The sequence below is a fragment of the Saccharopolyspora sp. NPDC045941 genome (genome assembly GCF_056431445.1).
In genome coordinates, this window is record NZ_JBWKKU010000015.1 from 105958 (window position 1) to 127546 (window position 21589).

The 21589-nt window shown below is 71.3% G+C and carries 20 protein-coding genes; 13 read left to right on the forward strand and 7 right to left on the reverse strand.

Features of this window, described 5'->3' with window-relative positions:
* Positions 1 to 217: 217 nt before the first annotated feature.
* Positions 218 to 1558 carry an amidase gene (locus AC07FN_RS14735; protein WP_478396087.1) on the reverse strand — a complete coding sequence of 447 codons (1341 nt, stop codon included), beginning with the start codon at positions 1556 to 1558 and terminating at the stop codon, positions 218 to 220.
* Positions 1545 to 1745 (reverse strand): hypothetical protein, encoded by a 201-nt coding sequence (locus AC07FN_RS14740; protein WP_478396088.1) that lies wholly within the window; start codon positions 1743 to 1745, stop codon positions 1545 to 1547. Before AC07FN_RS14740 ends, AC07FN_RS14735 begins: the two co-directional genes overlap by 14 nt.
* Positions 1746 to 1871: 126 nt before the next feature.
* Between AC07FN_RS14740 and AC07FN_RS14745 the strand changes: the two genes are divergently transcribed.
* Positions 1872 to 2762: an MBL fold metallo-hydrolase gene (locus AC07FN_RS14745; RefSeq protein ID WP_478396089.1), complete on the forward strand. Its 891-nt coding sequence runs from the start codon at positions 1872 to 1874 to the stop codon at positions 2760 to 2762.
* A gap of 230 nt (positions 2763 to 2992) precedes the next feature.
* On the opposite strand, the gene AC07FN_RS14750 is transcribed toward AC07FN_RS14745, so the two are convergent.
* Positions 2993 to 3961: a GlxA family transcriptional regulator gene (locus AC07FN_RS14750; RefSeq protein WP_478396090.1), complete on the reverse strand. Its 969-nt coding sequence runs from the start codon at positions 3959 to 3961 to the stop codon at positions 2993 to 2995.
* Positions 3962 to 4032: 71 nt separating this feature from the next.
* Between AC07FN_RS14750 and AC07FN_RS14755 the strand changes: the two genes are divergently transcribed.
* Complete coding sequence (locus tag AC07FN_RS14755; RefSeq protein ID WP_478396091.1) at positions 4033 to 5328, forward strand: MFS transporter; 1296 nt, start codon at positions 4033 to 4035, stop codon at positions 5326 to 5328.
* On the opposite strand, the gene AC07FN_RS14760 is transcribed toward AC07FN_RS14755, so the two are convergent.
* Together AC07FN_RS14760 and bla are read right to left on the reverse strand one after the other, a co-directional pair.
* Positions 5303 to 6475, reverse strand: a complete 1173-nt coding sequence (locus AC07FN_RS14760) for a glycoside hydrolase family 64 protein (RefSeq protein ID WP_478396092.1) — start codon at positions 6473 to 6475, stop codon at positions 5303 to 5305. The two genes, AC07FN_RS14755 and AC07FN_RS14760, sit on opposite strands and share 26 nt — an antisense overlap.
* Positions 6476 to 6744: 269 nt before the next feature.
* Positions 6745 to 7620 (reverse strand): class A beta-lactamase, encoded by an 876-nt coding sequence (gene bla / locus AC07FN_RS14765; protein WP_478396093.1) that lies wholly within the window; start codon positions 7618 to 7620, stop codon positions 6745 to 6747.
* A 348-nt stretch (positions 7621 to 7968) separates the two neighbouring features.
* Between bla and AC07FN_RS14770 the strand changes: the two genes are divergently transcribed.
* Complete coding sequence (locus AC07FN_RS14770; RefSeq protein WP_478396094.1) at positions 7969 to 8631, forward strand: spermidine synthase; 663 nt, start codon at positions 7969 to 7971, stop codon at positions 8629 to 8631.
* Positions 8632 to 8660: 29 nt separating this feature from the next.
* Here AC07FN_RS14770 and AC07FN_RS14775 read toward each other — a convergent pair whose 3' ends face one another.
* Complete coding sequence (locus AC07FN_RS14775; RefSeq protein ID WP_478396095.1) at positions 8661 to 9182, reverse strand: methylated-DNA--[protein]-cysteine S-methyltransferase; 522 nt, start codon at positions 9180 to 9182, stop codon at positions 8661 to 8663.
* Positions 9183 to 9297: 115 nt separating this feature from the next.
* Between AC07FN_RS14775 and AC07FN_RS14780 the strand changes: the two genes are divergently transcribed.
* The 3 genes from AC07FN_RS14780 (at position 9298) to nusB (ending at position 11551) form a co-directional block, all read left to right on the forward strand.
* Positions 9298 to 10407, forward strand: a complete 1110-nt coding sequence (locus tag AC07FN_RS14780) for a M24 family metallopeptidase (RefSeq protein WP_478396096.1) — start codon at positions 9298 to 9300, stop codon at positions 10405 to 10407.
* An 82-nt stretch (positions 10408 to 10489) separates the two neighbouring features.
* Complete coding sequence (gene efp, locus AC07FN_RS14785) at positions 10490 to 11056, forward strand: elongation factor P (RefSeq protein WP_093275318.1); 567 nt, start codon at positions 10490 to 10492, stop codon at positions 11054 to 11056.
* Between the two features lie 51 nt (positions 11057 to 11107).
* Positions 11108 to 11551 (forward strand): transcription antitermination factor NusB, encoded by a 444-nt coding sequence (nusB, locus tag AC07FN_RS14790; protein ID WP_478396097.1) that lies wholly within the window; start codon positions 11108 to 11110, stop codon positions 11549 to 11551.
* A gap of 275 nt (positions 11552 to 11826) precedes the next feature.
* Here nusB and bldD read toward each other — a convergent pair whose 3' ends face one another.
* Positions 11827 to 12315, reverse strand: a complete 489-nt coding sequence (bldD, locus tag AC07FN_RS14795; protein WP_010311046.1) for a transcriptional regulator BldD — start codon at positions 12313 to 12315, stop codon at positions 11827 to 11829.
* 288 nt (positions 12316 to 12603) lie between these two features.
* Here bldD and pyrR point away from each other — a divergent pair, with 288 nt between their 5' ends.
* The 7 genes from pyrR to pyrF all read left to right on the forward strand — a co-directional run bounded on the left by pyrR (position 12604) and on the right by pyrF (position 21566).
* The gene (pyrR, locus tag AC07FN_RS14800; protein ID WP_478396098.1) at positions 12604 to 13209 is read left to right on the forward strand and encodes a bifunctional pyr operon transcriptional regulator/uracil phosphoribosyltransferase PyrR; all 606 of its coding nucleotides are present in this window, start codon (positions 12604 to 12606) and stop codon (positions 13207 to 13209) included.
* Complete coding sequence (locus AC07FN_RS14805) at positions 13209 to 14141, forward strand: aspartate carbamoyltransferase catalytic subunit (RefSeq protein ID WP_478396138.1); 933 nt, start codon at positions 13209 to 13211, stop codon at positions 14139 to 14141. The genes pyrR and AC07FN_RS14805 overlap by 1 nt, the downstream gene beginning before the upstream one ends.
* Before the next feature lie 301 nt (positions 14142 to 14442).
* Positions 14443 to 15741 carry a dihydroorotase gene (locus tag AC07FN_RS14810; RefSeq protein WP_478396099.1) on the forward strand — a complete coding sequence of 433 codons (1299 nt, stop codon included), beginning with the start codon at positions 14443 to 14445 and terminating at the stop codon, positions 15739 to 15741.
* Positions 15741 to 16283, forward strand: coding sequence for a PH-like domain-containing protein (locus AC07FN_RS14815; RefSeq protein ID WP_452619123.1), 543 nt, complete (start codon positions 15741 to 15743; stop codon positions 16281 to 16283). Before AC07FN_RS14810 ends, AC07FN_RS14815 begins: the two co-directional genes overlap by 1 nt.
* Positions 16280 to 17401 carry a glutamine-hydrolyzing carbamoyl-phosphate synthase small subunit gene (gene carA, locus AC07FN_RS14820; RefSeq protein ID WP_478396100.1) on the forward strand — a complete coding sequence of 374 codons (1122 nt, stop codon included), beginning with the start codon at positions 16280 to 16282 and terminating at the stop codon, positions 17399 to 17401. Before AC07FN_RS14815 ends, carA begins: the two co-directional genes overlap by 4 nt.
* On the forward strand, positions 17401 to 20721 hold the full coding sequence (gene carB / locus AC07FN_RS14825) for a carbamoyl-phosphate synthase large subunit (protein ID WP_478396101.1): 3321 nt from the start codon (positions 17401 to 17403) through the stop codon (positions 20719 to 20721). Before carA ends, carB begins: the two co-directional genes overlap by 1 nt.
* Positions 20718 to 21566 (forward strand): orotidine-5'-phosphate decarboxylase, encoded by an 849-nt coding sequence (pyrF, locus tag AC07FN_RS14830; protein WP_478396102.1) that lies wholly within the window; start codon positions 20718 to 20720, stop codon positions 21564 to 21566. The genes carB and pyrF overlap by 4 nt, the downstream gene beginning before the upstream one ends.
* Positions 21567 to 21589 lie beyond the last annotated feature (23 nt).

Consider the following 21589-nt stretch of genomic DNA (forward strand, 5'->3'; position numbering starts at 1 on the left):
GCGGTGCGGGTGGCGGCCCCCCTGCGGGAGTTACAGACGCCGTCTGGACTGCGGGATCCCCGATTTATGTATGACCAATACGCGGCATCGGGGACTGGCCTCGCCCAGTAGCCCAGAAGGGCGGGCACGCCTGAGAACCCGCGGCGGTGCGAGCTGAGTCCCACACCGCATGCGGCTGACGCCGCATCCTGAGCAAAGTCATTGCTTCTAGCGGCGTCTAGGCCACCGGCGCGAGCTCGCGGGCGGGCTCGGTCTGCTCGTACGCGTGCCCGACCCGGAGCAGCAGATCCTCCGCGAAGGGCTTCCCGAGCAGCTGCATGCCGATCGGCATGCCCGCCTGGTCGCGGCCGACCGGCACGGACAGCGAGGGCACCCCGGTGACGTTGGCGGGAGCGGACAGGCGCACGTAGGCGTCGGAGGCGGTCTCGCTCGTGCCGTCGGGCCAGGTGATCGATTCCGCACCGGCCCGCACGGCGGTCACCGGCACCGTCGGCGCGGCGATCACGTCGACCTCCGCCAGCATGCGCGCCCATTCCCGGCGCATCAGCGTCTGCGCGCGCTGGGCGCGCAGGTAGTCCGCGGCGGACATCAGGGCGCCGGCTTCGAGGAGGACGCGGACATCGGGCCCGTAGGCGTCGGGCGCCGTTCGCAGGGTCTGCTCGTGGTACGCGGTGGCCTCGGGGACCATCAGGCCCCAGTGCGTCGCCTTGATGTAGCGCGTCATCGGGATCTCCACCTCGACCGGCCGGGCGCCGAGGCTCGCGAGGCGGTCGACGGCCTGCCGGACCGCGGCCTCGACCTCCGGGGCGACCCGGTCGAAGTAGTAGTTGCGCGGCACGCCGACGCGCAGGCCCGCCAGGTCGGTTCCGGCGGGCGGCCGGTGGTCCTGGTCGCGCCCGGCGAGGACGGCCAGGACCAGGGCCGCGTCCTCGACGGTGCGGGTGATGGGGCCGACGTGGTCCAGGGACCAGGACAGCGACGTGACGCCCTGCCGCGGAACGAGGCCGTACGTCGGCTTGAGGCCGACCACCCCGTTCAGCGCGGCCGGCACCCGGATCGAGCCGCCGGTGTCGGTGCCCAGGGCGAACGTCGCCGCTCCCGCCGCGACCGCGACGGCGGACCCGCCGCTGGAGCCCCCGGCGATCCGCTCCTGGTCCCAGGCGTTGTTCGTCTGCGGCGTGATCAGCCCGTAGGCGAACTCGTGGGTGTGGGTCTTGCCGAGCAGGGCGGCGCCGGCCGCTGCCAGGCGCGCGGCGACGGTGCTGTCGGCGTCCGCGCGGTGACCGGCCCGCGCCCGGGAACTCGCCGTGGTCGCCGTGCCGGCGACGTCGATGAGATCCTTGAGCCCCATGGGAATTCCGCGCAGCGGGCCCTGGGACAGGTCGGCCGCGCGCGCCTCCTGGCGCGCTCGTTCCGCCAGCACCGAGACGTAGGCCTGCAGGCGCGGTTCGACCTGCTCGATGCGGCCGAGCACCGAGTCCACCAGTTCGACGGGCGACAGCCGCCCGGCCCGCATCTCCGCGGCGGCGGCCGCGACGGTCAGCTCATACGGCTGCATCGGGCCGCTCCTCGTCTGCGCGGTGGGCGGGCGCGGTGTCCCCGAAGTCCAGCTCCCGGAGCAGCGAGACGACGGAGTGGATGCATTCGGCCGTGGCCGCGACCTCGGCGTGGCGGTCGGCCGCCAGCGGGAGCCCGGAGCGGTCGGCCCATCGGGCCGCCTCCGGCGGCGTGAGTCCGGCGGACATGAGTGCGCCCTCCTGTCGAATAAAAGCTAACGGTTTGCTTTAGTTGACTGTAGGGCCTATCGTGGCTTAAAGCAAACGGATAGCTTTTAGTTGGCGCGATCGGGCAGACGGAGGAAACGAAGGAACATGAGCGAATCCGCCGCGACGTGGACCGTGGGCGACACGACCGTCCACCGCATCGACGAGGTCCTCCTGCCGCCCGCGACCGGGCCCTGGCTGCTGCCCGACGCCACCCCGGACGTGGTCGCGCGGCAGGACTGGCTGCGCCCGGACTTCGCGGACCACGAGGGCGTCCTACGCCTCGACAGCCACAGCTTCGCGCTGGTCGTGGGCGGGCTGCGCGTCCTCGTCGACACCGGCATCGGCAACGGCAAGACCCGGGCGAACCCGGCGTGGCACGACCTGCGGACCGACTTCCCGGAGCGTCTCGCGGGAGCCGGATTCGCCCCGGACTCCGTCGATCTGGTCGTCCTCACCCACCTGCACGCCGATCACGTCGGCTGGAACACGCGCGACGAGCAGGGCGAATGGGTACCCACCTTCCCCCGCGCCCGCTACGTCGTCTCCCGCGCCGAGCGGGAGTTCTGGGCCGGGTACGACATGGACGAGCCGCGGCGGCAGATGTTCCGCGACTCCGTGCACCCGGTGGAGGACGCGGGATTGCTCGACCTGGTCGACGTCCCTGCGGAGGGCGCCGAAATCGCGCCCGGCCTGCGCCTGCTGCCGACTCCCGGTCATACGCCCGGCCACGTCGCCGTCCGGCTGAGCAGCGGCGGAGAGACGGCGCTGATCACCGGCGACTGCGTCCACCACCCCGTCCAGCTCGCCGAGCCGGACATCGGCAGCTGCGTCGACATCGACCCCGAACAGGCCGGAGCCACGCGCCGATCGGTGCTCGCATCGCTCGCCGACACCGGAACCCTGTTGCTGGGCACCCATTTCCCGCCGCCGACCGCAGGCCGGGTGATCGCCGACGGCGACGCCTACCGCCTCGTGCCGAACCCCGGCGGCCGCTAGTCGCCGGCCCACGACCGACCAGGGCCCCGGTCACCGAGCGCACGCACCTCCCCGGTCGACCGCAATTTCAATGGAAATCGGACCTTCGATTTCCATTGAAATTGCGGTCCACCTTCGGTGCCGGGGTGCAGGCGTTACCGGGCGTGGCTGCGGGCCTCACCCGTCGGTGGCGCAACTTCTCGCGAAGTCGCCCCGACCCGCCGCTGCGCGAGGTCGGGCGCTGCGCGAGGTCAGGCGCTGCGGCGGAAGGTGCGGCGGTAGACCGCGGGGCTGGTGCCGAGGCGCAGCCGCAGGTGCTTGCGCAGTGATGCCGCGGTGTTCAGGCCGGACTGCTCGGCCACCGCCTCGATCGGCAGGTCCGTGGCCTCCAGCAGGTGGCGGGCGTGCTCGATGCGCTGCTGCAGCAGCCAGTCCAGCGGGCTGGTGCCCGTCTCCTCCCGGAACCGGCGGGTGAAGGTCCGCACGCTCATCCCGGCGTGCGCCGCCGCGTCGTCCAGGGTGAGCGGCTCGGCGAGCCGCTCCAGCAGCCACGCCCGCGTCGGCGCGGTGCCGGAGCCGCTTATCTCCGGCAGCGGCCGCTCGATGAACTGGGACTGGCCGCCGTCCCGCCACGGCGGCACGACGCAGGACCGGGCCGCCCGGTTGGCCACCTCGCTGCCGTGGTCGCGGCGGAGCACGTGCAGGCACAGGTCGATCCCGGCGGCCACGCCGGCCGAGGTCAGCACGTCGCCGTCGTCCACGAAGAGCACGTCCGGGTGCAGCTCCACCTGCGGGTACAGCCGCCGGAAGCGCGCCACGTGCGCCCAGTGCGTGGTGGCCGGGCGGCCGTCGAGCAGGCCCGCCGCCGCGAGCACGAACGCACCGGTGCAGATCGACATGATCCGCGTGGTGCGGGGCAATCCGGCCAGGTAGCCGGCGAGTTCGGGGGACAGGCTGCCGTCCGTGCACGGCCCCTCGGCGTAGGTGCCCGGGATGATCAGCGTGTCCGGCGAGGCCAGGAAGTCCGGGCTGGCCCCGGGCAGGATCGAGAAGCCCTTGGTGGTGCTGATCGGGCCGCCGTCGAGGCTGCAGACCTGGATGTCGTAGAGCGGCTCGCCGCTCTCGTCGCGGGCTCCGGAGAAGATCTGCGGGGCGATCGCCAGGTCGAAGCCGACGACGTCGGAGAGGCCCAGGACGGCGATTCGGTGCGGAGAGGCCATGGCCGGATCTTCTCACATATTGTCTTCCCGGCCACTGGTTCCGGCCCGCCGTTTCGGCGAGGCTCTTCGATGTGATCAGTACTGGGACCGCGCGACGCGTCCACCCCGCCTGGTGGGTGGCGGCCGTCGCCTTCATCGCCCTGCTCGGATCTGCCGCCTTCCGGTCGATGCCCGGCGTGTTCATGAATCCGCTGCACGACGAGTTCGGCTGGCCGCACAGCGTCATCTCGGCCGCCGTGTCGCTGAACCTCCTCCTCTACGGCCTGACCGCGCCGTTCGCCGCGGCCCTGATGGCGCGCTTCGGCATCCGCCGGGTCACCGTCGCCGCGCTGCTGCTCATCGCGGCCGGCAGCGGGCTGACGGTGTTCATGACCGCCAGCTGGCAGCTGATCGTGTGCTGGGGCCTCCTCGTGGGCCTGGGCACCGGGTCGATGGCACTGGCCTTCGTGTCCACAGTGGTCGACCGGTGGTTCGTGCAGCGGCGCGGCCTCGTCAGCGGCGTGCTGACCGCGGGCAGCGCGACCGGTCAGCTGATCTTCCTGCCCTTGGCGGCCGTGCTCGTCGAGAGCGACGGCTGGCGCTTCACCTCGCTGGTCATCGCGGGCACCGCGCTGCTGGTCGGCCTGCTGGTGTGGCTGGTGATGCGCGATCACCCCCGCGACGTCGGCGTCACCGCCTACGGCGCGACGGGCGACGAGGCGGAGCCGGAGCGCGACCGCGGCAACCCGGCCGCGGTCGCGCTGCGCGCCCTTCGCGACGCGGCCCGCAAGCCCGCTTTCTGGCTGCTGGCGGGCGGATTCGCGATCTGCGGGGCGAGCACCAACGGGCTGGTGAACACGCACTTCGTGCCCGCCGCGCACGACCACGGCATGCCGACCACGACCGCCGCCGGGCTGCTCGCGGTGATCGGCGTGTTTGACGTGCTCGGCACGGTGTTCTCCGGCTGGCTGACCGACAAGGTCAACCCGCGGCTGCTGCTCGCCGCCTACTACACGCTGCGCGGCCTGTCGCTGTTCGTGCTGCCGCAGCTGCTCGGCCCCTCGGTGGAGGCGAGCATGGTGCTGTTCGTGGTGTTCTACGGGCTGGACTGGGTGGCCACCGTGCCGCCGACCATGGCGCTGTGCCGGGAGCACTTCGGGCCTCGCGCCTCGGTGGTGTTCGGCTGGGTGTTCGCCTCGCACCAGATCGGCGCGGCGGCCATCGCCAGCATCGCGGGCGTGGTGCGCGACCAGTTCGGCGACTACGCCGCCGCCTGGTACGGCGCGGGCCTGCTCTGCCTGCTGGCGACGGCGTTCTCGGTGTCGATCCGGGTCGCCGGGCCGCGGTCGAAGCCGGAGCCGGTCACCACGGGGTCAGCGTCACGGTGATCGACTTCGGCGCCCCGTCCTGGATGTAGGAGGCGAAACCGGCCACGTCGTCGAAGGCGAACCCGTAGGCCTTGCCGTCCTCGGTGTTGGCGTGCATCACCTTGGCGAAGTGGTTGGTGACCTGGTGCTGGTAGAACGCGCCGGGATCGGTGCCGGGCTGGTCGGCCGCGTCCAGCAGGATGGAGCGGTTGAAGCCGGCGCCCAGGATGGCCGCCACCGGACCGGTGATGCCGTCGTTCGGGGCGGCCAGCGCGCCGTCGCAGAACAGGACGTCCCTCGTGGACGGTCGGCCGATCGGCTGCACGCCGCCGTCGAAGTTGAAGGTGTCGCCGGAGATCTGGCCCGTGAAGATGCGGCCGTCGCCGGTGTTCACCTTCAGCTGGCTGCCCTGGTACTTGGCCCAGACCTCGTCGATGTAGGAGTCGTAGTAGCTGCCGGAGAACGCGCCGAGGTCGAGCCCGTGGCCCGGCGCGATCACCCGCAGGTCCTGCTGCCGCAGCCCGGCGAAGTCCGCGTTCTCGGTGACACCGCTGAGGATCTTCTCGCGGCCCCCTGCGGGCACCGTGCCCGTCGTCTGGTCCTGCGCGCCCTGCAGCCGGATCGACAGCGGCACGCTGAACATGTCGACCATCGTCGTGTTGCAGTACATCCCGTCGGGCTTGAGGGTGAATTCGACGGTGTCGTGCAGGATCGAGTGGTTCGGGTCGGTGTCGACCCAGCCCGCCGGGTACTGCAGCGCGGGCTTGCCGTCGCCGCCCGAGACGACCTTGAACTTCAGCTTCTCGCCGAGCGCGAAGTAGATCCGGCCGGACATGCTCGGCAGGTTCAGCGTCGTGTCGCCGCTGCCCTGCAGCGGGATGGCGTAGTCGGCGAAGCCGTCGGAACCGTTGTCGGACGGCGAAACCGGCACCAGCTGCCCGTCCGGCGCGACCCGGCACTGCTCGCCGGAGTCGAGGTTCACGCCGACGACGTAGACCCAGATGGATGCGTTGTCGAACTGGCCGCTGCGGTTGACGATCGTCAGCGGTAGCGGGACGTCGGGAGCGCGGCGGCCGGCGAAGGCCGGGGCGGCGGCGAGGCCGCCGATGGCGGGGACGGCTAGGGCTGCGGCGGAGACGCCGCCGAGGAAGGAACGTCTGCTGAGCACGGCGCTTCCCTTCGGGGTGGGGAATAAGTTTCGGGTCACAACAATTGTCGGAGCGGCCGCATCGGCCGCCAATACCCCGAAGCGCCGCCGCCGACTACCCGAACCGGCTCAGCACGCGAGCCATTACCAGGACAATCGGCAACAGCCCTGGTGAATACCGCGAAAAATTCCCGGTGCCGGGTGCCCGCGGATCGGCTGCAGTTCGGTGCCGCCGGCCTGGGGCGCCCCAGGCTGGCAGCGATCGCGGTCAGGCAAGAGTTGCGGAACCGTCAGGTGAGCGCGGCGATCACCTGTGCGGTGGCCTCGGCGATGAGGGCCGGTTTGTATTCGGCGTCTTTGGCGGCCTTGCCGGACATGATCGAGATGACGAGCGGCGCGGAGTCCGGGGGCCACACGATGCCGATGTCGTTGAGCGTGCCGTAGTCGCCGGTGCCGGTCTTGTCGGCCACGGCCCACCCCTGCGGTGTGCCGGCCCGGATGCGTTGGGCGCCGGCGCCGGTGGCGTTGCGCGCCAGCAGGTCGTGGAGGAAGGCGCGTTTGTCGGCGGGCAGGACGTCCCCGAGCACGATCCGCTGGTAGTCGGTGCCGATCGCGCGGGGCGAAGTCGTGTCGCGCGGGTCTCCCGGGACGGCGTCCGCGATCGTCGGCTCCATCCGGTCCATCCGGGTGACCGTGTCGCCGAGGCCGCGGGCGAACGCCGTGAGTTCGGCGGGCCCGCCGATGTCGCGGAGCAGGAGGTTGCCCGCCGTGCCGTCGCTGTAGCGGACCGCGGCGTCGCACAGCTGGCCGATCGTCATCCCCGTGGCCACGTGCTGCCTGGTGATGGCGGAGCTCTTCATGAGATCGCCCTCGGTGTACGTGACGACCGCGTCCAGGTGCGACATCGGGTTGCGCTGCAAGACCGCTGCCGCCGCAAGTCCCTTGAACGTGGAGCAGAACGCGAAGCGTTCGTCCGCTCGGTGGGCGATGGTCGCACCGGTGCCGGTGGCGAGGGCGTACACCCCCAGGCGAGCGTCGAACTTCCGCTCCAGCTCGGCCAAGCCGGCATGATGATCATCCGCGGCGGGCGAGGGCGTCGCCGTGGCGGGAGGAGGAGCGGGCGTCTCGCCGTTCGTGCAGGCGGCCAACGGCAGAATCGCCGCCATCCCCAGGAAAGCGCGGCGAGTTGTCGGCTGCGATGTCTCGCTGCGACGGCGATCCGAATGCTGTTGTCCGCTCGGGATCACCTGACATCCGATGCGGATTCCTGGGTGTTGCAAAGAAGTTCTCCGTTCGATTCCGAGGCCGGGGTCTCGGCCCGCCGCCAATCAAGCAGCACCCCGCCGGACAGCGCCAATCCGCGCCACGCCGCCACGCGATAGCCGTTCGAATGACCCCAGATGCCACCGGGTTCCGCCGCGAACGGGGAGCGGGAAAAACGCTCACCACCTTCCGGAACCCGGGACCGGAGAAGCCGCGACGGCCCGCGTGCCCGGCGCGGTACGGTACGGACGATGTCAAGTCTTGTCGCACGTTCTCGCACCGAGCGCGGGGAACTCGTGCTGCTCCGCCGGGGCGGCGCGCTGGAGCTCCGGGTCAACGGCGTTTTCGTGATGGACACGGTGCACACCGAGACCGAACGGCTGCTCGCCGGCGCTACCCTGCGGGCCGCCGCCCGGACCGACCGGGTGCTGGTCGGCGGCCTGGGGCTGGGGTTCACGCTGCGGGAAGTGCTGGCCGATCCGCGGGTCCGCGAAGCGCACGTCGTCGAGATCGAGCCGGACCTGATCGACTGGCACCGCCGCGGGCTCGTCCCCGAAACCGCCGACGCGATCCGGGACGACCGGGTGGTGTTCCGCGTCGGCGACGTCGCCGAGGTGCTCGACGCGCAACCACCAGGCAGCGTCGACGTCCTGCTGCTCGATGTGGACAACGGCCCGGACTTCCTCGTCTACGACGGCAATTCCGCTCTCTACCGGGCCGATTTCCTGGTCCGCTGCAGGGAGAAGCTCACCCCGGAAGGCACCGTGGCGATCTGGTCGGCCGACACCTCCCCGGACCTCAGCGCCGCCATGCGCGAGGTCTTCGGGAACTGCGAGGAGATCCCGATCCCGGTGACGCTGGGGCAGCGGGAGACGACCTACCACCTGTTCCTGGGCCGCCGGGCTCGTGGGTGAAGGTTCCGGTCCTCGCCGGAAACGATCGCTCACGAGAGCAGGTCGAGCTCCAGCAGGCTGGGCTCCAGGACCCCCTCCAGCACCAGCAGCCGCCGCTTGGCCTCCAGGCCCGGGCCGAACCCGCCGAGGCCGCCGCCGCTGGCCAGCACCCGGTGGCACGGCACCAGCAGCGGCACCGGGTTGCTGCCCATGATCGTGCCGACCGCCCGCGATGCCTCCGGCCGTCCGGAAAGCTCCGCCAGCCCCTTGTAGCTCACCGTCTCGCCGAAGGGCACCAGCTCGTGCAGCGTGCGCAACACGTGCAGCCGCAGGCCCTCCAGCGGCGCCCACGCGATCGGCACGTCGAATTCCCGGCGCCCGCGCGAGAAGTACTCGCAGAGCTGCCGCGCGGTCTCGGCCGCGACACAGGTGCCCCGGCTCGGCTCGGCGCCGTCGAACTCGCCGAGCACCCGGTCCGGCGCGGCGAAGGCGACCCGGCACACCTCGCCGGCGGCCGCGACGACCGTCAGCTCCCCGACAGGACTGTCCAACGCGCTCCACGTCAGCGACATGCCGGGAGGGTAGCGCCCTGCACCGACGAGCCGGGCCGCGCAAGCTCGTGGCGGCTTCCCGCCGACGTTGGCGTGACCAGGCCCGTTCCCCACGGCGCGAGCTAGGCTCCGAAACATGCCCGAAACGCACGCCCACCGACGCCACGCCCTCCGCGAACAGCTGCGCGAGCGGGACCTGGACGCGATGTTGGTGACCGATCTGCTCAACATCCGCTACCTGACCGGCTTCACCGGATCCAACGCGGCGTTGGTGGTGCACGCCGCCGACGAGCCGGGGACCGAGTCGCGGACGGTGTTCTGCACCGACGGCCGGTACCTGATCCAGGCCGGGTCGCAGGTGCCGGACCTGGAGCGGGTCGTCGAGCGGTCGAGCGATCTGGCGCTGGCCGAGCGGATCGGGGCCGACGCCGCCGGGCACCGCCGCGTCGGCTTCGAAAGCCAGCACGTCACCGTCGACGGCCGCGACGTGCTGGCCGCCGCGGCGGGCGAGGCGGAACTCGTGCGCGCGCCCGGCCTCGTCGAACAGCTCCGGCTGATCAAGGATGAGACCGAGATCGACGCGCTGCGAATGGCGTGCGCGGCCGCCGACCGGGCGCTGGCCGACCTCATCGCGCACGGCGGGCTGCGCCCCGGCCGCACCGAGCTGGAGGTCGCCCGCGAGCTGGAGACCCGGATGCTCGACCACGGCGCGGCCGGCCCGTCGTTCGACACGATCATCGCCGCCGGGGCGAACTCCGCGGTGCCGCACCACCGGCCCACTGACGCGGTGCTGGCGGTCGGCGACTTCGTGAAGATGGACTTCGGCGCCCTCGTCGACGGCTACCACTCGGACATGACCCGGACCGTGGTGCTCGGCAAGGCGGCGGACTGGCAGCGCGAGATCTACGAGCTGGTGCGCGCCTCGCAGGCCGCCGGCCGGGCCGCCCTCGCCGTCGACGCCGATGTGAAGGCGGTGGACACCGCGGCCCGCAAGGTGATCGAGGACGCGGGCTACGGCGAGCAGTTCCTGCACGGCCTCGGACACGGCGTCGGCCTGGAGATCCACGAGGCACCGGCGTTGTCGCAGCGGGGGGACGGTAGAATCGGCGCCGGGATGGCGGTCACCGTCGAGCCTGGTGTCTACCTGGCAGGGCAGGGCGGGGTCCGCATCGAGGACACGCTGGTCGTGCGTCCCAGCACGCCGGAGCTCCTCACCTTGACGACGAAGGAGCTCGTCGAAGTCTGACGCGCCGAGGTGCGCCGGTACGCCGGAATCCGGTTCGCGTCGGCAACACGCCCAAGCCATCACCACAGGAGAGACCCCCACCGTGGCATCCACGAACGACTTGAAGAACGGACTGGTGCTCAACATCGACGGCCAGTTGTGGACCGTCGTGAACTTCCAGCACGTCAAGCCCGGCAAGGGCGGCGCCTTCGTTCGCACCACCCTCAAGAACGTCCTCTCCGGCAAGGTCGTGGACAAGACCTTCAACGCCGGCGTCAAGGTGGACACCGCGAACGTCGACCGCCGCGAGATGACCTACCTCTACAACGACGGCACCGACTACGTGTTCATGGACCCCGACACCTACGACCAGGTCAACATCTCGGCCGACGTCGTCGGGGACGCCGCGAACTACATGCTGGAGAACAGCGCCGTCGTCGTGGCCCGCCACGACGAGGCCCCGCTGTACGTCGAGCTGCCCGCCTCGGTCGAGCTCGTCGTCTCGCACACCGACCCGGGCCTGCAGGGCGACCGCTCCACCGGCGGCACCAAGCCCGCCACCCTGGAGACCGGTGCGGAGATCCAGGTCCCGCTGTTCCTCAACACCGGTGACAAGGTGAAGGTCGACCCGCGCGACGGCCGGTACCTCAGCCGCGTCAGCAGCAAATGATCGCCTGCCCATCGGCCGCGGCATTCGGTCCGGCCGGAAAGAGGGTGTGAGGTGGGTTCTCGGAGCAAGGCACGCAAGCGTGCCGTGGACTTCCTCTACGAGGCCGATCAGCGCGGCGTCGACGCGGTGACCCTGCTGGCCGATCGCGTCGGCTCGCCGGAGGTCCCGCCGATCGGCGACTACACGATCGCCCTGGTCGAGGGCGTGACGGCGAACCGGGAGCGGATCGACGAGGTGCTCACGCAGCACGCCGAGGGCTGGTCGCTGGGGCGGATGCCCGCGGTCGACCGCTCGGTGCTGCGGCTGGGCCTGTACGAGCTGCTGTGGAGCGACGACGTGCCGCCGGCGGTGGCCATCGACGAGGCCGTGGAGCTGGTCAAGGCGCTGTCCACGGACGACTCGCCGCGCTTCGTCAACGGCGTGCTGGGCCGCATCGCGGGCATCGGCGACCGGCTCCGCAAGTCGGTCCGCCCGGAGCAGACCGCGGCGGAGTAGCCCGAACGAGTTACAAGCGAGGGGCGTCCCAGGCCAGGCGACTTGGCCGGGGACGCCCCTCGTCTCGTCATGCCCCCGAACGGGTGACGAGAGGTCCGCAATTTCAATGGAAATCAGAGCTTCGATTTCCATTGAAATTGCGGACCTCCGCGGGGCGGGGGTGGGGTGGGGCCGGTTGACCGGGGAAAACGAAGGGGCACCCGTTGCGGCCATTGGTCGCGGTGGGTGCCCCGTCACGTGCCCGGCCCACTCGAACGGGTGGGCCGGGTGTGGTGTCACTCCTCCCGGGCTGGGCGGGCCTCCGGGGGAAGCACGCCCCAGTCGATGAGCTGCTCGGTGAGCTCGCCTGGCGTCATGTCGTAGATGATGGCCAGGGATCGCAGGTCCTCGGTGCGGATGGACAGCACCTTGCCGTTGTAGTCACCGCGCTGGCTCTGGATGGTGGCCGCGTAGCGGGCCAGCGGGCCCACCTTCTCTGCAGGTAGCTGCTGCAGCCGCTCCAGGTTGATCACAACTTTGGTGGCAGGTTCGGCGCCGGAGGGCACCCGACCTTCGGGAAGCAGTTCCGCGACCGGAACACCGTAGAAGTCGGCCAGTTCGGCCAGCTTCTGCACGGTCACCGCACGGTCGCCTCGCTCATAGGACCCGACGACCACGGCCTTCCACCGCCCGCCAGACTTCTGCTCGACGCCGTGCAGCGACAGACCCTGCTGCTGGCGGATAGCGCGGAGCTTGCTGCCCAGCGCCTTGGCGTAGTCGCCCATGTGGCGTTTCTCCGTTCGTTCGCCCCGTTAGCCGATAACGGCGACCGGGGAGCAAAGCTCAGATCGATACGGAGAGTAATGTTCGCTCGCCAGCGTCACCAGGTCAAGTTGGTCTTTGCTGGCAATGCGGCGAACACCACCACACCACCCGGACGATTGACCTCGCAGCGCTGATAGCGTACAAGGCAGCCCGGCGGTCGGCAGTGGTTTCCGGCCCGGAGACTGCGGGGCAGCTCACACACCATCCTTTAAGGACCCGTCCCGTGAGGCGGGGAAGGAGGTCGCACCGTGGCGTCACGCCAACCGGCGGACGCGACGGATCCGGTCGGGCAGCGGGAGCTGCTTTCGGCCGGTGACGTTGCGCGCACGATAGCCCGGATCGCCCACCAGATCATCGAGAAGACCGCGCTGGACACCGGAAGCAGCGACGTGGTGCTGCTGGGCATCCCGACGAGGGGAACCTCACTGGCCCAGCGGCTGGCCGCGAAGATCAGCGAGTTCAGCGGCGTGACGGTGCCCACCGGCATCCTCGACATCACGCTCTACCGCGACGACCTGCGGCATCGCCCGAACCGTCCGCTGGAGCCCACCAGCCTGCCCGTGCAGGGCATCGACAACGCGCTGGTCGTGCTCGTCGACGACGTGCTGTTCTCCGGCCGGACCGTGCGGGCCGCCCTCGACGCCCTGCGCGACCAGGGCCGGCCGCGGGCGGTGCAGCTGGCGGTGCTGGTCGACCGCGGGCACCGCGAGCTGCCGATCCGCGCCGACTACGTCGGCAAGAACGTCCCCACCTCGCGCTCCGAGGGCGTCGCGGTCCAGCTCGCCGAGACCGACGGCACCGACCGAGTCGTGCTGCGCCGCCCGGGCACCACGCAGGACGAGGAGGTCCGGTGATGCGCCACCTGCTGTCCACCGAAGGTCTGGACGCCGCCACCGCGACGAGCGTGCTCGACACCGCCGACACCCTGAAGCAGACGCTGCTGGGGCGCGAGGTCAAGAAGCTGCCGACGCTGCGCGGCCGGACCGTGGTGACCCTGTTCTACGAGAACTCCACGCGCACCCGGGTGTCCTTCGAGGTCGCCGGGAAGTGGATGAGCGCCGACGTGATCAACGTCTCGGCCAGCAGTTCTTCGGTGAACAAGGGCGAGTCGCTGCGCGACACCGCGCTGACGCTGGCCGCCGCCGGGGCCGACTGCGTGATCGTCCGGCACCCCGCCTCGGGCGCGGCGCAACGGCTGGCCGGCTGGCTGGACGAGGTCGGCACCCAGGTCGTCAACGCCGGCGACGGCATGCACGAGCACCCCACCCAGGCGCTGCTGGATGCCGCGACGCTGCGGGAGCGGCTGGGCGAGCTGGCCGGGCGCCGCATCGCCATCGTCGGCGACCTGCTGCACAGCCGGGTGGCGCGCTCGAACGTGCACCTGCTGCGCACCCTCGGCGCCGAGGTGGTGCTGGTCGCGCCGCCGACGCTGGTGCCCGCCGGGGCGCAGCAGTGGGGCGCGGAGGTGCGCCACGAGCTGGACCCGGAGCTGCCGAAGCTGGACGCGGTGATGATGCTGCGGGTCCAGGCCGAGCGGATGCACGGCGGTTTCTTCCCGTCGGCGCGCGAGTACTCGATCGCCTACGGCCTCAACGAGGCGCGGCTGGGCAGGCTGCCCGAGCACGCGGTGATCTTGCACCCCGGCCCGATGCTGCGCGGCATGGAGATCGCGCCGGCCGTGGCCGATTCGCCGCGCGCCGCCATCACCCAGCAGGTCAGCAATGGCGTGCACGTGCGGATGGCGGTGCTCTACCACCTGCTCGCCGGAGAGGAGCTCGCGGCATGAGTAGCCCTGTGTCAGCCCCGGTCCTGCTCGACCGCGCCTCAGGGGACCGTGACGCGAGCTGGCCGCAGGAAACCGCGAAACGCGGGATTGGTCCTGGGCGTAACCACCACTGTGAATCGCGGAGAGGCGGAACGGGCATGGGTTGTGCTGTGTCGGCTCGAGTTCTGCTCGACCGCGCCTCAGGGGACCGTGACGCGAGCTGGCCGCAGGAAACCGCGAAACGCGGGATTGGTCCTGGGCGTAACCACCACTGTGAATCGCGGAGAGGCGGAACTGTGAAGCGCGGAGAGGCGGACCAGTCATGAGCCGGGTGCTGCTGAAGGACGTCCGCCCGTACGGCGAGGGCGAGCCGGTGGACGTGCTGATCGACGGCGAGGTGATCGCGGAGATCGGCCCGGCTCTCGAGGCCGATGCGGACGAGATCGTGCACGCCGGCGGGGCCGTGGCGCTGCCGGGCTTCGTGGACCTGCACACGCACCTGCGGGAGCCGGGCCGGGAGGACGCCGAAACCGTCGAGACCGGTTCGATGGCCGCCGCGCTCGGCGGCTACACCGCGGTCTTCGCGATGGCCAACACCGATCCGGTCGCCGACAACGCGGTGATCGTCGAGCACGTGTGGCGGCGCGGCCGCGAGGTCGGCCTGGTCGACGTGCACCCGGTGGGCGCGGTGACGGTGGGGCTCAAGGGCGAGAAGCTCGCCGAGCTGGGCACCATGCGCCGCAGCGTCGCCGAGGTCCGGGTGTTCTCCGACGACGGCCACTGCGTGCACGACCCGCTGATCATGCGCCGCGCGCTGGAGTACACGAAGTCCTTCGGCGGCGTCGTCGCGCAGCACGCCGAGGAGCCGCGGCTGACCGCGGGCGCGCAGGCGCACGAGGGTGCGAACGCCGCCCGGCTGGGCCTGGCCGGCTGGCCCGCGCCGGCGGAGGAAGCGATCGTGGCGCGCGACTGCCTGCTCGCCGGGCACACCGGCGGCACGCTGCACGTCTGCCACGTCTCCACCGAAGGCACCGCCGAGATCCTGCGCTGGTGGAAGTCCCGGAAGTCGAACGGGCGGGTGTCGGCCGAGGTCACGCCGCACCACCTGCTGCTGACCGACGACCGGCTGGCGACCTACGACCCGATCAACAAGGTCAACCCGCCGCTGCGCACCGACGCCGACGTGCTGGCGCTGCGCCAGGCGCTGGCCGACGGCACCGTGGACTGCGTGGCCACCGACCACGCCCCGCACGCCGCGCAGGACAAGGACTGCGAGTGGTCCGCGGCGAAGCCCGGCATGCTCGGCCTGCAGACCGCGCTCGGCATCGTCGTGCAGACGATGGTGCGCTCCGGGCTGCTGGACTGGCGCGGCGTGGCGCGGGTGATGAGCGAGCGGCCCGCCGAGATCGGCGGGCTGACCGACCAGGGCCGCCCGGTCGCCGCGGGCGAGCCGGCGAACCTGGTGCTGGTCGACCCCGACGCCGAGTGGACGGTGCGCGCCGCGGAGCTGGCCAGCCTCGGCGAGAACTCGCCGTTCGAGGGCATGCGGCTGCCCGGCCGCGTGGTCGCGACGCTGCTGCGCGGCCGGCTCACCGCGCACGAGGGCAAGGTGACGCGCTGATGGAACGCTTCCTGTGGGTGCTGGGGATGGCCGCGCTGGTCGCCCTGGTGTTCTTCGGCATGCGGCGGGGCTGGACCGGCCGGGCGCGCCGCCAGGCCGCCGAGCTGCCGGACTTCCCGGCGCCGCCGGCCGAACCGGGCGAGGAGCTGCTGCCCGCCGCGACCGGCATGTACGTCGGCACCACGAAGGCGACCGACTGGCAGGACCGCATCGCGGTCGGCGACATCGGGCACCGCGCCAACGGCACCGCGCACCTGCACGCCGCGGGCCTGCTGCTGCGACGAACCGGGGCCAGCGACGTGTGGATCCCGGCGGAGTCCATCGTGGACAGCCGCCTGGACCACAAGCTGGCCAACAAGGTGGTGCCCGGTGCCGGCCTGGTCGTGGTGACCTGGCGGCTGGGCGAGCAGCTGCTGGACACCGGGTTCCGCGGCGACGACAAGACAACGCAGACCGAGTGGGTCGAGGCGGTCCGGGCACTGGCGCCCGCTGACGAGCCGACGCAACACGAGACCGCGAGTTCGCGGCAGGAGGACAAATGAGCGACCACATCCCGGCCGCACTGGTGCTCGAGGATGGCCGGATCTTCCGCGGGGAGGCCTACGGCAAGGTGGGCCGCACCCTGGGTGAGGTCGTGTTCACCACCGGCATGACCGGCTACCAGGAGACCCTGACCGATCCCTCGTACCACCGCCAGATCGTGGTGCAGACCGCGCCGCAGATCGGCAACACCGGCTGGAACGACGAGGACGACGAGTCGAAGCAGATCTGGGTCGCCGGCTACGCCGTCCGCGATCCCGCCCGCATCCCGTCGAACTGGCGCTCCCGCCGGTCGCTGGTCGAGGAGCTGGAGCGGCAGGACATCGTCGGCATCGCGGGCATCGACACCCGCACCCTGACCCGTCACGTCCGCGAGCTGGGCGCGATGCGCGGCGGCATCTTCTCCGGGCCGGAACTCGGCTCCGACGACGAGATGGTCGCCGCGGTCAAGGCGAGCGCCGAGATGGTCGGCGCCTCGCTGGCGGGCGACGTGACCACCGCCGAGCCCTACGTCGTGCCCGCCATCGGCGAGAAGCGCTTCACCGTGGCCGCGCTCGACCTGGGCATCAAGTCCAACACGCCGCGGATGATGGCCGAGCGCGGCATCGAGGTCCACGTGCTGCCGCTGGTGTCCACCTTGGACGAGGTGCTGTCGGTCAAGCCGGACGGCCTGTTCCTGTCCAACGGCCCCGGCGACCCGGCCACCACCGACCAGCAGGTCGAGCTGACCCGCCAGGCCCTGGACCGCAAGCTGCCGCTGTTCGGCATCTGCTTCGGCAACCAGATCCTCGGCCGCGCGCTCGGCCGCGGCACCTACAAGCTGCGCTACGGGCACCGGGGCATCAACATCCCGGTGATCGACGTCGAGACCGGCCAGGTCGCGATCACCGCGCAGAACCACGGCTTCGCCGTCGAGGGCGAGCCGGGCGAGCGGTTCGACACCGACTTCGGCCGCGCGATGGTCAGCCACCACTGCGCGAACGACGGTGCGGTCGAGGGGCTCCGGCTGCTCGACGGCCCGGCGTTCAGCGTCCAGTACCACCCCGAAGCGGCGGCGGGCCCGCACGACGCCGCGCCGCTGTTCGACAAGTTCGTCGACCTGATGAGTGAGGCGCGCTGATGCCCAAGCGAACTGATATCAAGCACGTACTCGTCATCGGTTCCGGGCCGATCGTGATCGGCCAGGCGTGCGAGTTCGACTACTCCGGTACGCAGGCGTGCCGGGTGCTGCGCGAAGAGGGCATCCGCGTCTCGCTGGTGAACTCGAACCCGGCGACGATCATGACGGACCCGGAGTTCGCCGATGCGACCTACATCGAGCCGATCACCCCGGAGTTCGTGGAGAAGGTGATCGAGGCCGAGCGGCCGGACGCGATCCTGGCCACCCTCGGCGGGCAGACCGCGCTGAACACGGCGGTCGCGCTGCACGAGCGCGGGACGCTGGAGAAGTACGGCGTGGAGCTGATCGGCGCCGACTTCGAGGCGATCCAGCGCGGCGAGGACCGGCAGCGGTTCAAGGACATCGTGCGCGCCGTCGGCGGCGAGGTGCCGGAGTCGGCGGTGTGCAAGTCGATGGAGGACGTGCGGGCGTTCGTCGCCGAGCGCGGCCTGCCGGTGGTGATCCGGCCCAGCTTCACCATGGGCGGCCTGGGCTCGGGCATGGCGCACACCGAGGAAGACCTGGAGCGGATGGCCTCCTTCGGGCTGGCCGAGTCGCCGGTGCACGAGGTGCTGATCGAGGAGAGCGTCCTCGGTTGGAAGGAGTACGAGCTCGAGCTGATGCGCGACCACGCCGACAACGTGGTGGTCATCTGCTCGATCGAGAACATCGACGCGATGGGCGTGCACACCGGTGACTCGGTGACCGTGGCGCCGTCGATGACGCTGACCGACCGCGAGTACCAGCACATGCGCAACGTGGGCATCGCGGTGCTGCGCGAGGTCGGGGTGGACACCGGCGGCTGCAACATCCAGTTCGCCATCCACCCGGGCACCGGCCGGATGGTCGTCATCGAGATGAACCCGCGGGTGTCGCGGTCCTCGGCGCTGGCGTCGAAGGCGACCGGCTTCCCGATCGCCAAGATCGCCGCGAAGCTGGCCGTGGGCTACACGCTGGACGAGATCCAGAACGACATCACCGGCGAGACCCCGGCGAGCTTCGAGCCGACGCTGGACTACGTGGTCGTGAAGGTGCCGCGGTTCGCCTTCGAGAAGTTCCCGGGCGCCGACCAGGAGCTGACCACGACGATGAAGAGCGTCGGCGAGGCGATGGCCGTGGGCCGCAGCTTCTCCGAGGCGCTGGGCAAGGCGCTGCGCTCGATGGAGACGAAGGCGGCCGGTTTCTGGACCAAGGCCGACCCCGAGGGCGTCACCGCAGAGTCCACCCTGGACGAACTTCGCACGCCGCACGACGGGCGTCTGTACACAGTGGAGCGCGCGCTGCGGCTGGGCGCTTCGGTGGAGCAGGTGCACGAGGCCTCGGGCATCGACCCGTGGTTCGTCGACCAGATCGCGGCATGGGTCGAACTGCGCGGCGAGCTGGTCGAGGCGCCGGTGCTGGACGCGGCGTTGCTGCGGCGCGCCAAGCGGGCCGGCCTGTCGGACCGGCAGATCGCCGCGCTGCGGCCGGAACTGGCTGGTGAGGACGGCGTTCGCACGCTGCGGCACCGGTTGGGCGTGCGGCCGGTGTACAAGACGGTCGACACCTGCGCGGCGGAGTTCGCGGCCCGGACGCCGTACCACTACTCGGCCTACGAGTCCGACCCGGCGGCCGAGTCGGAGGTCACCGAGCAGCGCGAGCGGCCGAAGGTGATCATCCTCGGCTCGGGTCCGAACCGCATCGGCCAGGGCATCGAGTTCGACTACTCCTGCGTGCACGCCGCGATGGCGCTGCGGGAGGCCGGGTACGAGACCGTCATGGTCAACTGCAACCCGGAGACGGTCTCCACCGACTACGACACCTCGGACCGGCTGTACTTCGAGCCGCTGACCTTCGAGGACGTCCTGGAGGTCGTGCACTCCGAGCAGCAGTCCGGCACGGTGGCGGGCGTGATCGTGCAGCTCGGCGGCCAGACCCCGCTGGGCCTGGCGAAGCGGCTGGCCGACGCCGGGGTGCCGGTCGTGGGCACGCCGCCGGAGGCGATCCACCTGGCCGAGGACCGCGGCGCGTTCGGCGACGTGCTGGCCGGGGCGGGCCTGCCCGCGCCGAAGTACGGCACCGCGACGTCGTTCGAGGGCGCCAAGCGGATCGCCGACGAGATCGGCTACCCGGTGCTGGTGCGGCCGTCCTACGTGCTCGGCGGCCGGGGCATGGAGATCGTCTACGACGAGGCTTCGCTGGAGAACTACATCGCCCGCGCCACCGAGGTCACCCCGGAACACCCGGTGCTGGTGGACAACTTCCTCGACGACGCGATCGAGATCGACGTGGACGCGCTCTGCGACGGCACCGACGTCTACCTCGCCGGCGTGATGGAGCACATCGAGGAGGCCGGCATCCACTCCGGCGACTCGGCGTGCGCGCTGCCGCCGATCACGTTGGGGCGCCAGGACATCGAGCAGGTGCGGAAGTCCACTGAGGCCATTGCGCAGGGCATCGGCGTGCACGGCCTGCTGAACGTGCAGTACGCGCTCAAGGACGACGTGCTGTACGTGCTGGAGGCCAACCCGCGCGCCTCGCGGACGGTGCCGTTCGTGTCGAAGGCGACCGCCGCGCCGCTGGCCAAGGCGGCGGCCCGGATCATGCTCGGCGCCAAGATCGCGGACCTGCGCGCGGAGGGCATCCTGCCCGCGGAGGGCGACGGCGCGGACCTGCCGGTCGACGCGCCGGTCGCGGTGAAGGAAGCCGTGCTGCCGTTCCACCGGTTCCGCACCCGCGAGGGCGTCGGCGTGGATTCGCTGCTCGGGCCGGAGATGAAGTCCACCGGCGAGGTGATGGGCATCGACGTCTCCTTCGGGCAGGCCTTCGCCAAGTCGCAGGCCGGCGCGTACGGCTCGCTGCCCACCTCGGGCCGGGTGTTCGTGTCGGTGGCGAACAAGGACAAGCGCTCCCTGGTGTTCCCGGTCAAGCGGCTGGCGGACCTCGGGTTCGAGATCCTGGCCACCAGCGGCACCGCGGAGGTGTTGCGCCGCAACGGGATCCCGTCCACGGTGGTGCGCAAGCACATCGAGAAGAACGGCGATGGCCGCGACATCGTCGAGCTGGTCAAGGCCGGTGAGGTCGACATGGTGATCAACACCCCGTACGGCAACCCGGGCCCGCGCGTGGACGGCTACGAGATCCGCACCGCGGCGGTCTCCCGCGACATCCCGTGCATCACGACGGTGCAGGGCGCGGCGGCGGCGGTGCAGGGCATCGAGGCCGCCATCCAGGGCAACATCGGCGTCCGGCCCCTGCAGGCACTGCAGGCGGCCCTGCGGCAAGGCGGTGAGCAGCGATGACCGATCCGCTGCGGGCGAGCTTCGGGCAGCGGCTGACGGATTCGGTGCGGGCGCGCGGCGCGCTGTGCGTCGGCATCGATCCGCACCCGTCGCTGCTGCACGCCTGGGACCTCGACGAGAACCCGCAGTCGCTGGAGCGGTTCGCGATGACCGCGGTGGAGGCGCTGGCCGGTGAGGTCGCGGTGCTCAAGCCGCAGTCGGCGTTCTTCGAGGTGTACGGCTCGGCCGGGATCGCGGTGCTGGAGAAGACGATCCGGGAGGCACAGCAGGCCGGTGCGCTGGTGCTGCTGGACATCAAGCGGGGCGACATCGGTTCCACGATGACGGCGTACGCGATGGCCTACCTGGACGAGCACGCGCCGCTGGCGGCCGATGCGATCACGGTGTCGCCGTACCTCGGCTACGGCTCGCTGGCCTCGGCCATCGGCATCGCGGAGCAGACGGGGCGCGGGGTGTTCGTGCTGGCGCGGACCTCCAACCCGGAAGGCGCGGGCCTGCAGCAGTCGATCCACGGCAGCGGCGATTCGGTCGCCCAGTACATCGTGGACTCGGCGGCGGAGACCAACGCGGGGACGGAGCCGATGGGGCACGTGGGGGTGGTGGCGGGAGCCACGATCCGCCCGGAGGAGCTGGACTTCTCCCGCCTCAACGGCCCGATCCTGGCCCCGGGCCTGGGCGCCCAGGGCGCGACGGTGCAGAGCCTGCGGGCGGTGTTCGGGAAGGCGTTGCCGAACGTCCTCCCGGCGACGGCCCGCGACGTCCTGCGCCACGGCCCGACGGTCGACGGCCTCCGCTCGACGGCCCGCAGGATTCGCGACGAGGTGACCGAACTCCTCCAGGGCTGATTCGTTCCAGGTGAAGGGCGCCG

Bases quoted from the DNA above. Each gene is read 5' to 3' on its own strand.
- AC07FN_RS14735 (WP_478396087.1), bottom strand. From the start codon at position 1,558: ATGCAGCCGTATGAGCTGACCGTCGCGGCCGCCGCCGCGGAGATGCGG.
- AC07FN_RS14740 (WP_478396088.1), bottom strand. From the start codon at position 1,745: ATGTCCGCCGGACTCACGCCGCCGGAGGCGGCCCGATGGGCCGACCGC.
- AC07FN_RS14745 (WP_478396089.1), top strand. From the start codon at position 1,872: ATGAGCGAATCCGCCGCGACGTGGACCGTGGGCGACACGACCGTCCAC.
- AC07FN_RS14750 (WP_478396090.1), bottom strand. From the start codon at position 3,961: ATGGCCTCTCCGCACCGAATCGCCGTCCTGGGCCTCTCCGACGTCGTC.
- bla (WP_478396093.1), bottom strand. From the start codon at position 7,620: ATGGCGGCGATTCTGCCGTTGGCCGCCTGCACGAACGGCGAGACGCCC.
- AC07FN_RS14770 (WP_478396094.1), top strand. From the start codon at position 7,969: ATGTCAAGTCTTGTCGCACGTTCTCGCACCGAGCGCGGGGAACTCGTG.
- AC07FN_RS14775 (WP_478396095.1), bottom strand. From the start codon at position 9,182: ATGTCGCTGACGTGGAGCGCGTTGGACAGTCCTGTCGGGGAGCTGACG.
- AC07FN_RS14780 (WP_478396096.1), top strand. From the start codon at position 9,298: ATGCCCGAAACGCACGCCCACCGACGCCACGCCCTCCGCGAACAGCTG.
- bldD (WP_010311046.1), bottom strand. From the start codon at position 12,315: ATGGGCGACTACGCCAAGGCGCTGGGCAGCAAGCTCCGCGCTATCCGC.
- AC07FN_RS14805 (WP_478396138.1), top strand. From the start codon at position 13,209: ATGCGCCACCTGCTGTCCACCGAAGGTCTGGACGCCGCCACCGCGACG.
- AC07FN_RS14810 (WP_478396099.1), top strand. From the start codon at position 14,443: ATGAGCCGGGTGCTGCTGAAGGACGTCCGCCCGTACGGCGAGGGCGAG.
- AC07FN_RS14815 (WP_452619123.1), top strand. From the start codon at position 15,741: ATGGAACGCTTCCTGTGGGTGCTGGGGATGGCCGCGCTGGTCGCCCTG.
- carA (WP_478396100.1), top strand. From the start codon at position 16,280: ATGAGCGACCACATCCCGGCCGCACTGGTGCTCGAGGATGGCCGGATC.
- carB (WP_478396101.1), top strand. From the start codon at position 17,401: ATGCCCAAGCGAACTGATATCAAGCACGTACTCGTCATCGGTTCCGGG.
- pyrF (WP_478396102.1), top strand. From the start codon at position 20,718: ATGACCGATCCGCTGCGGGCGAGCTTCGGGCAGCGGCTGACGGATTCG.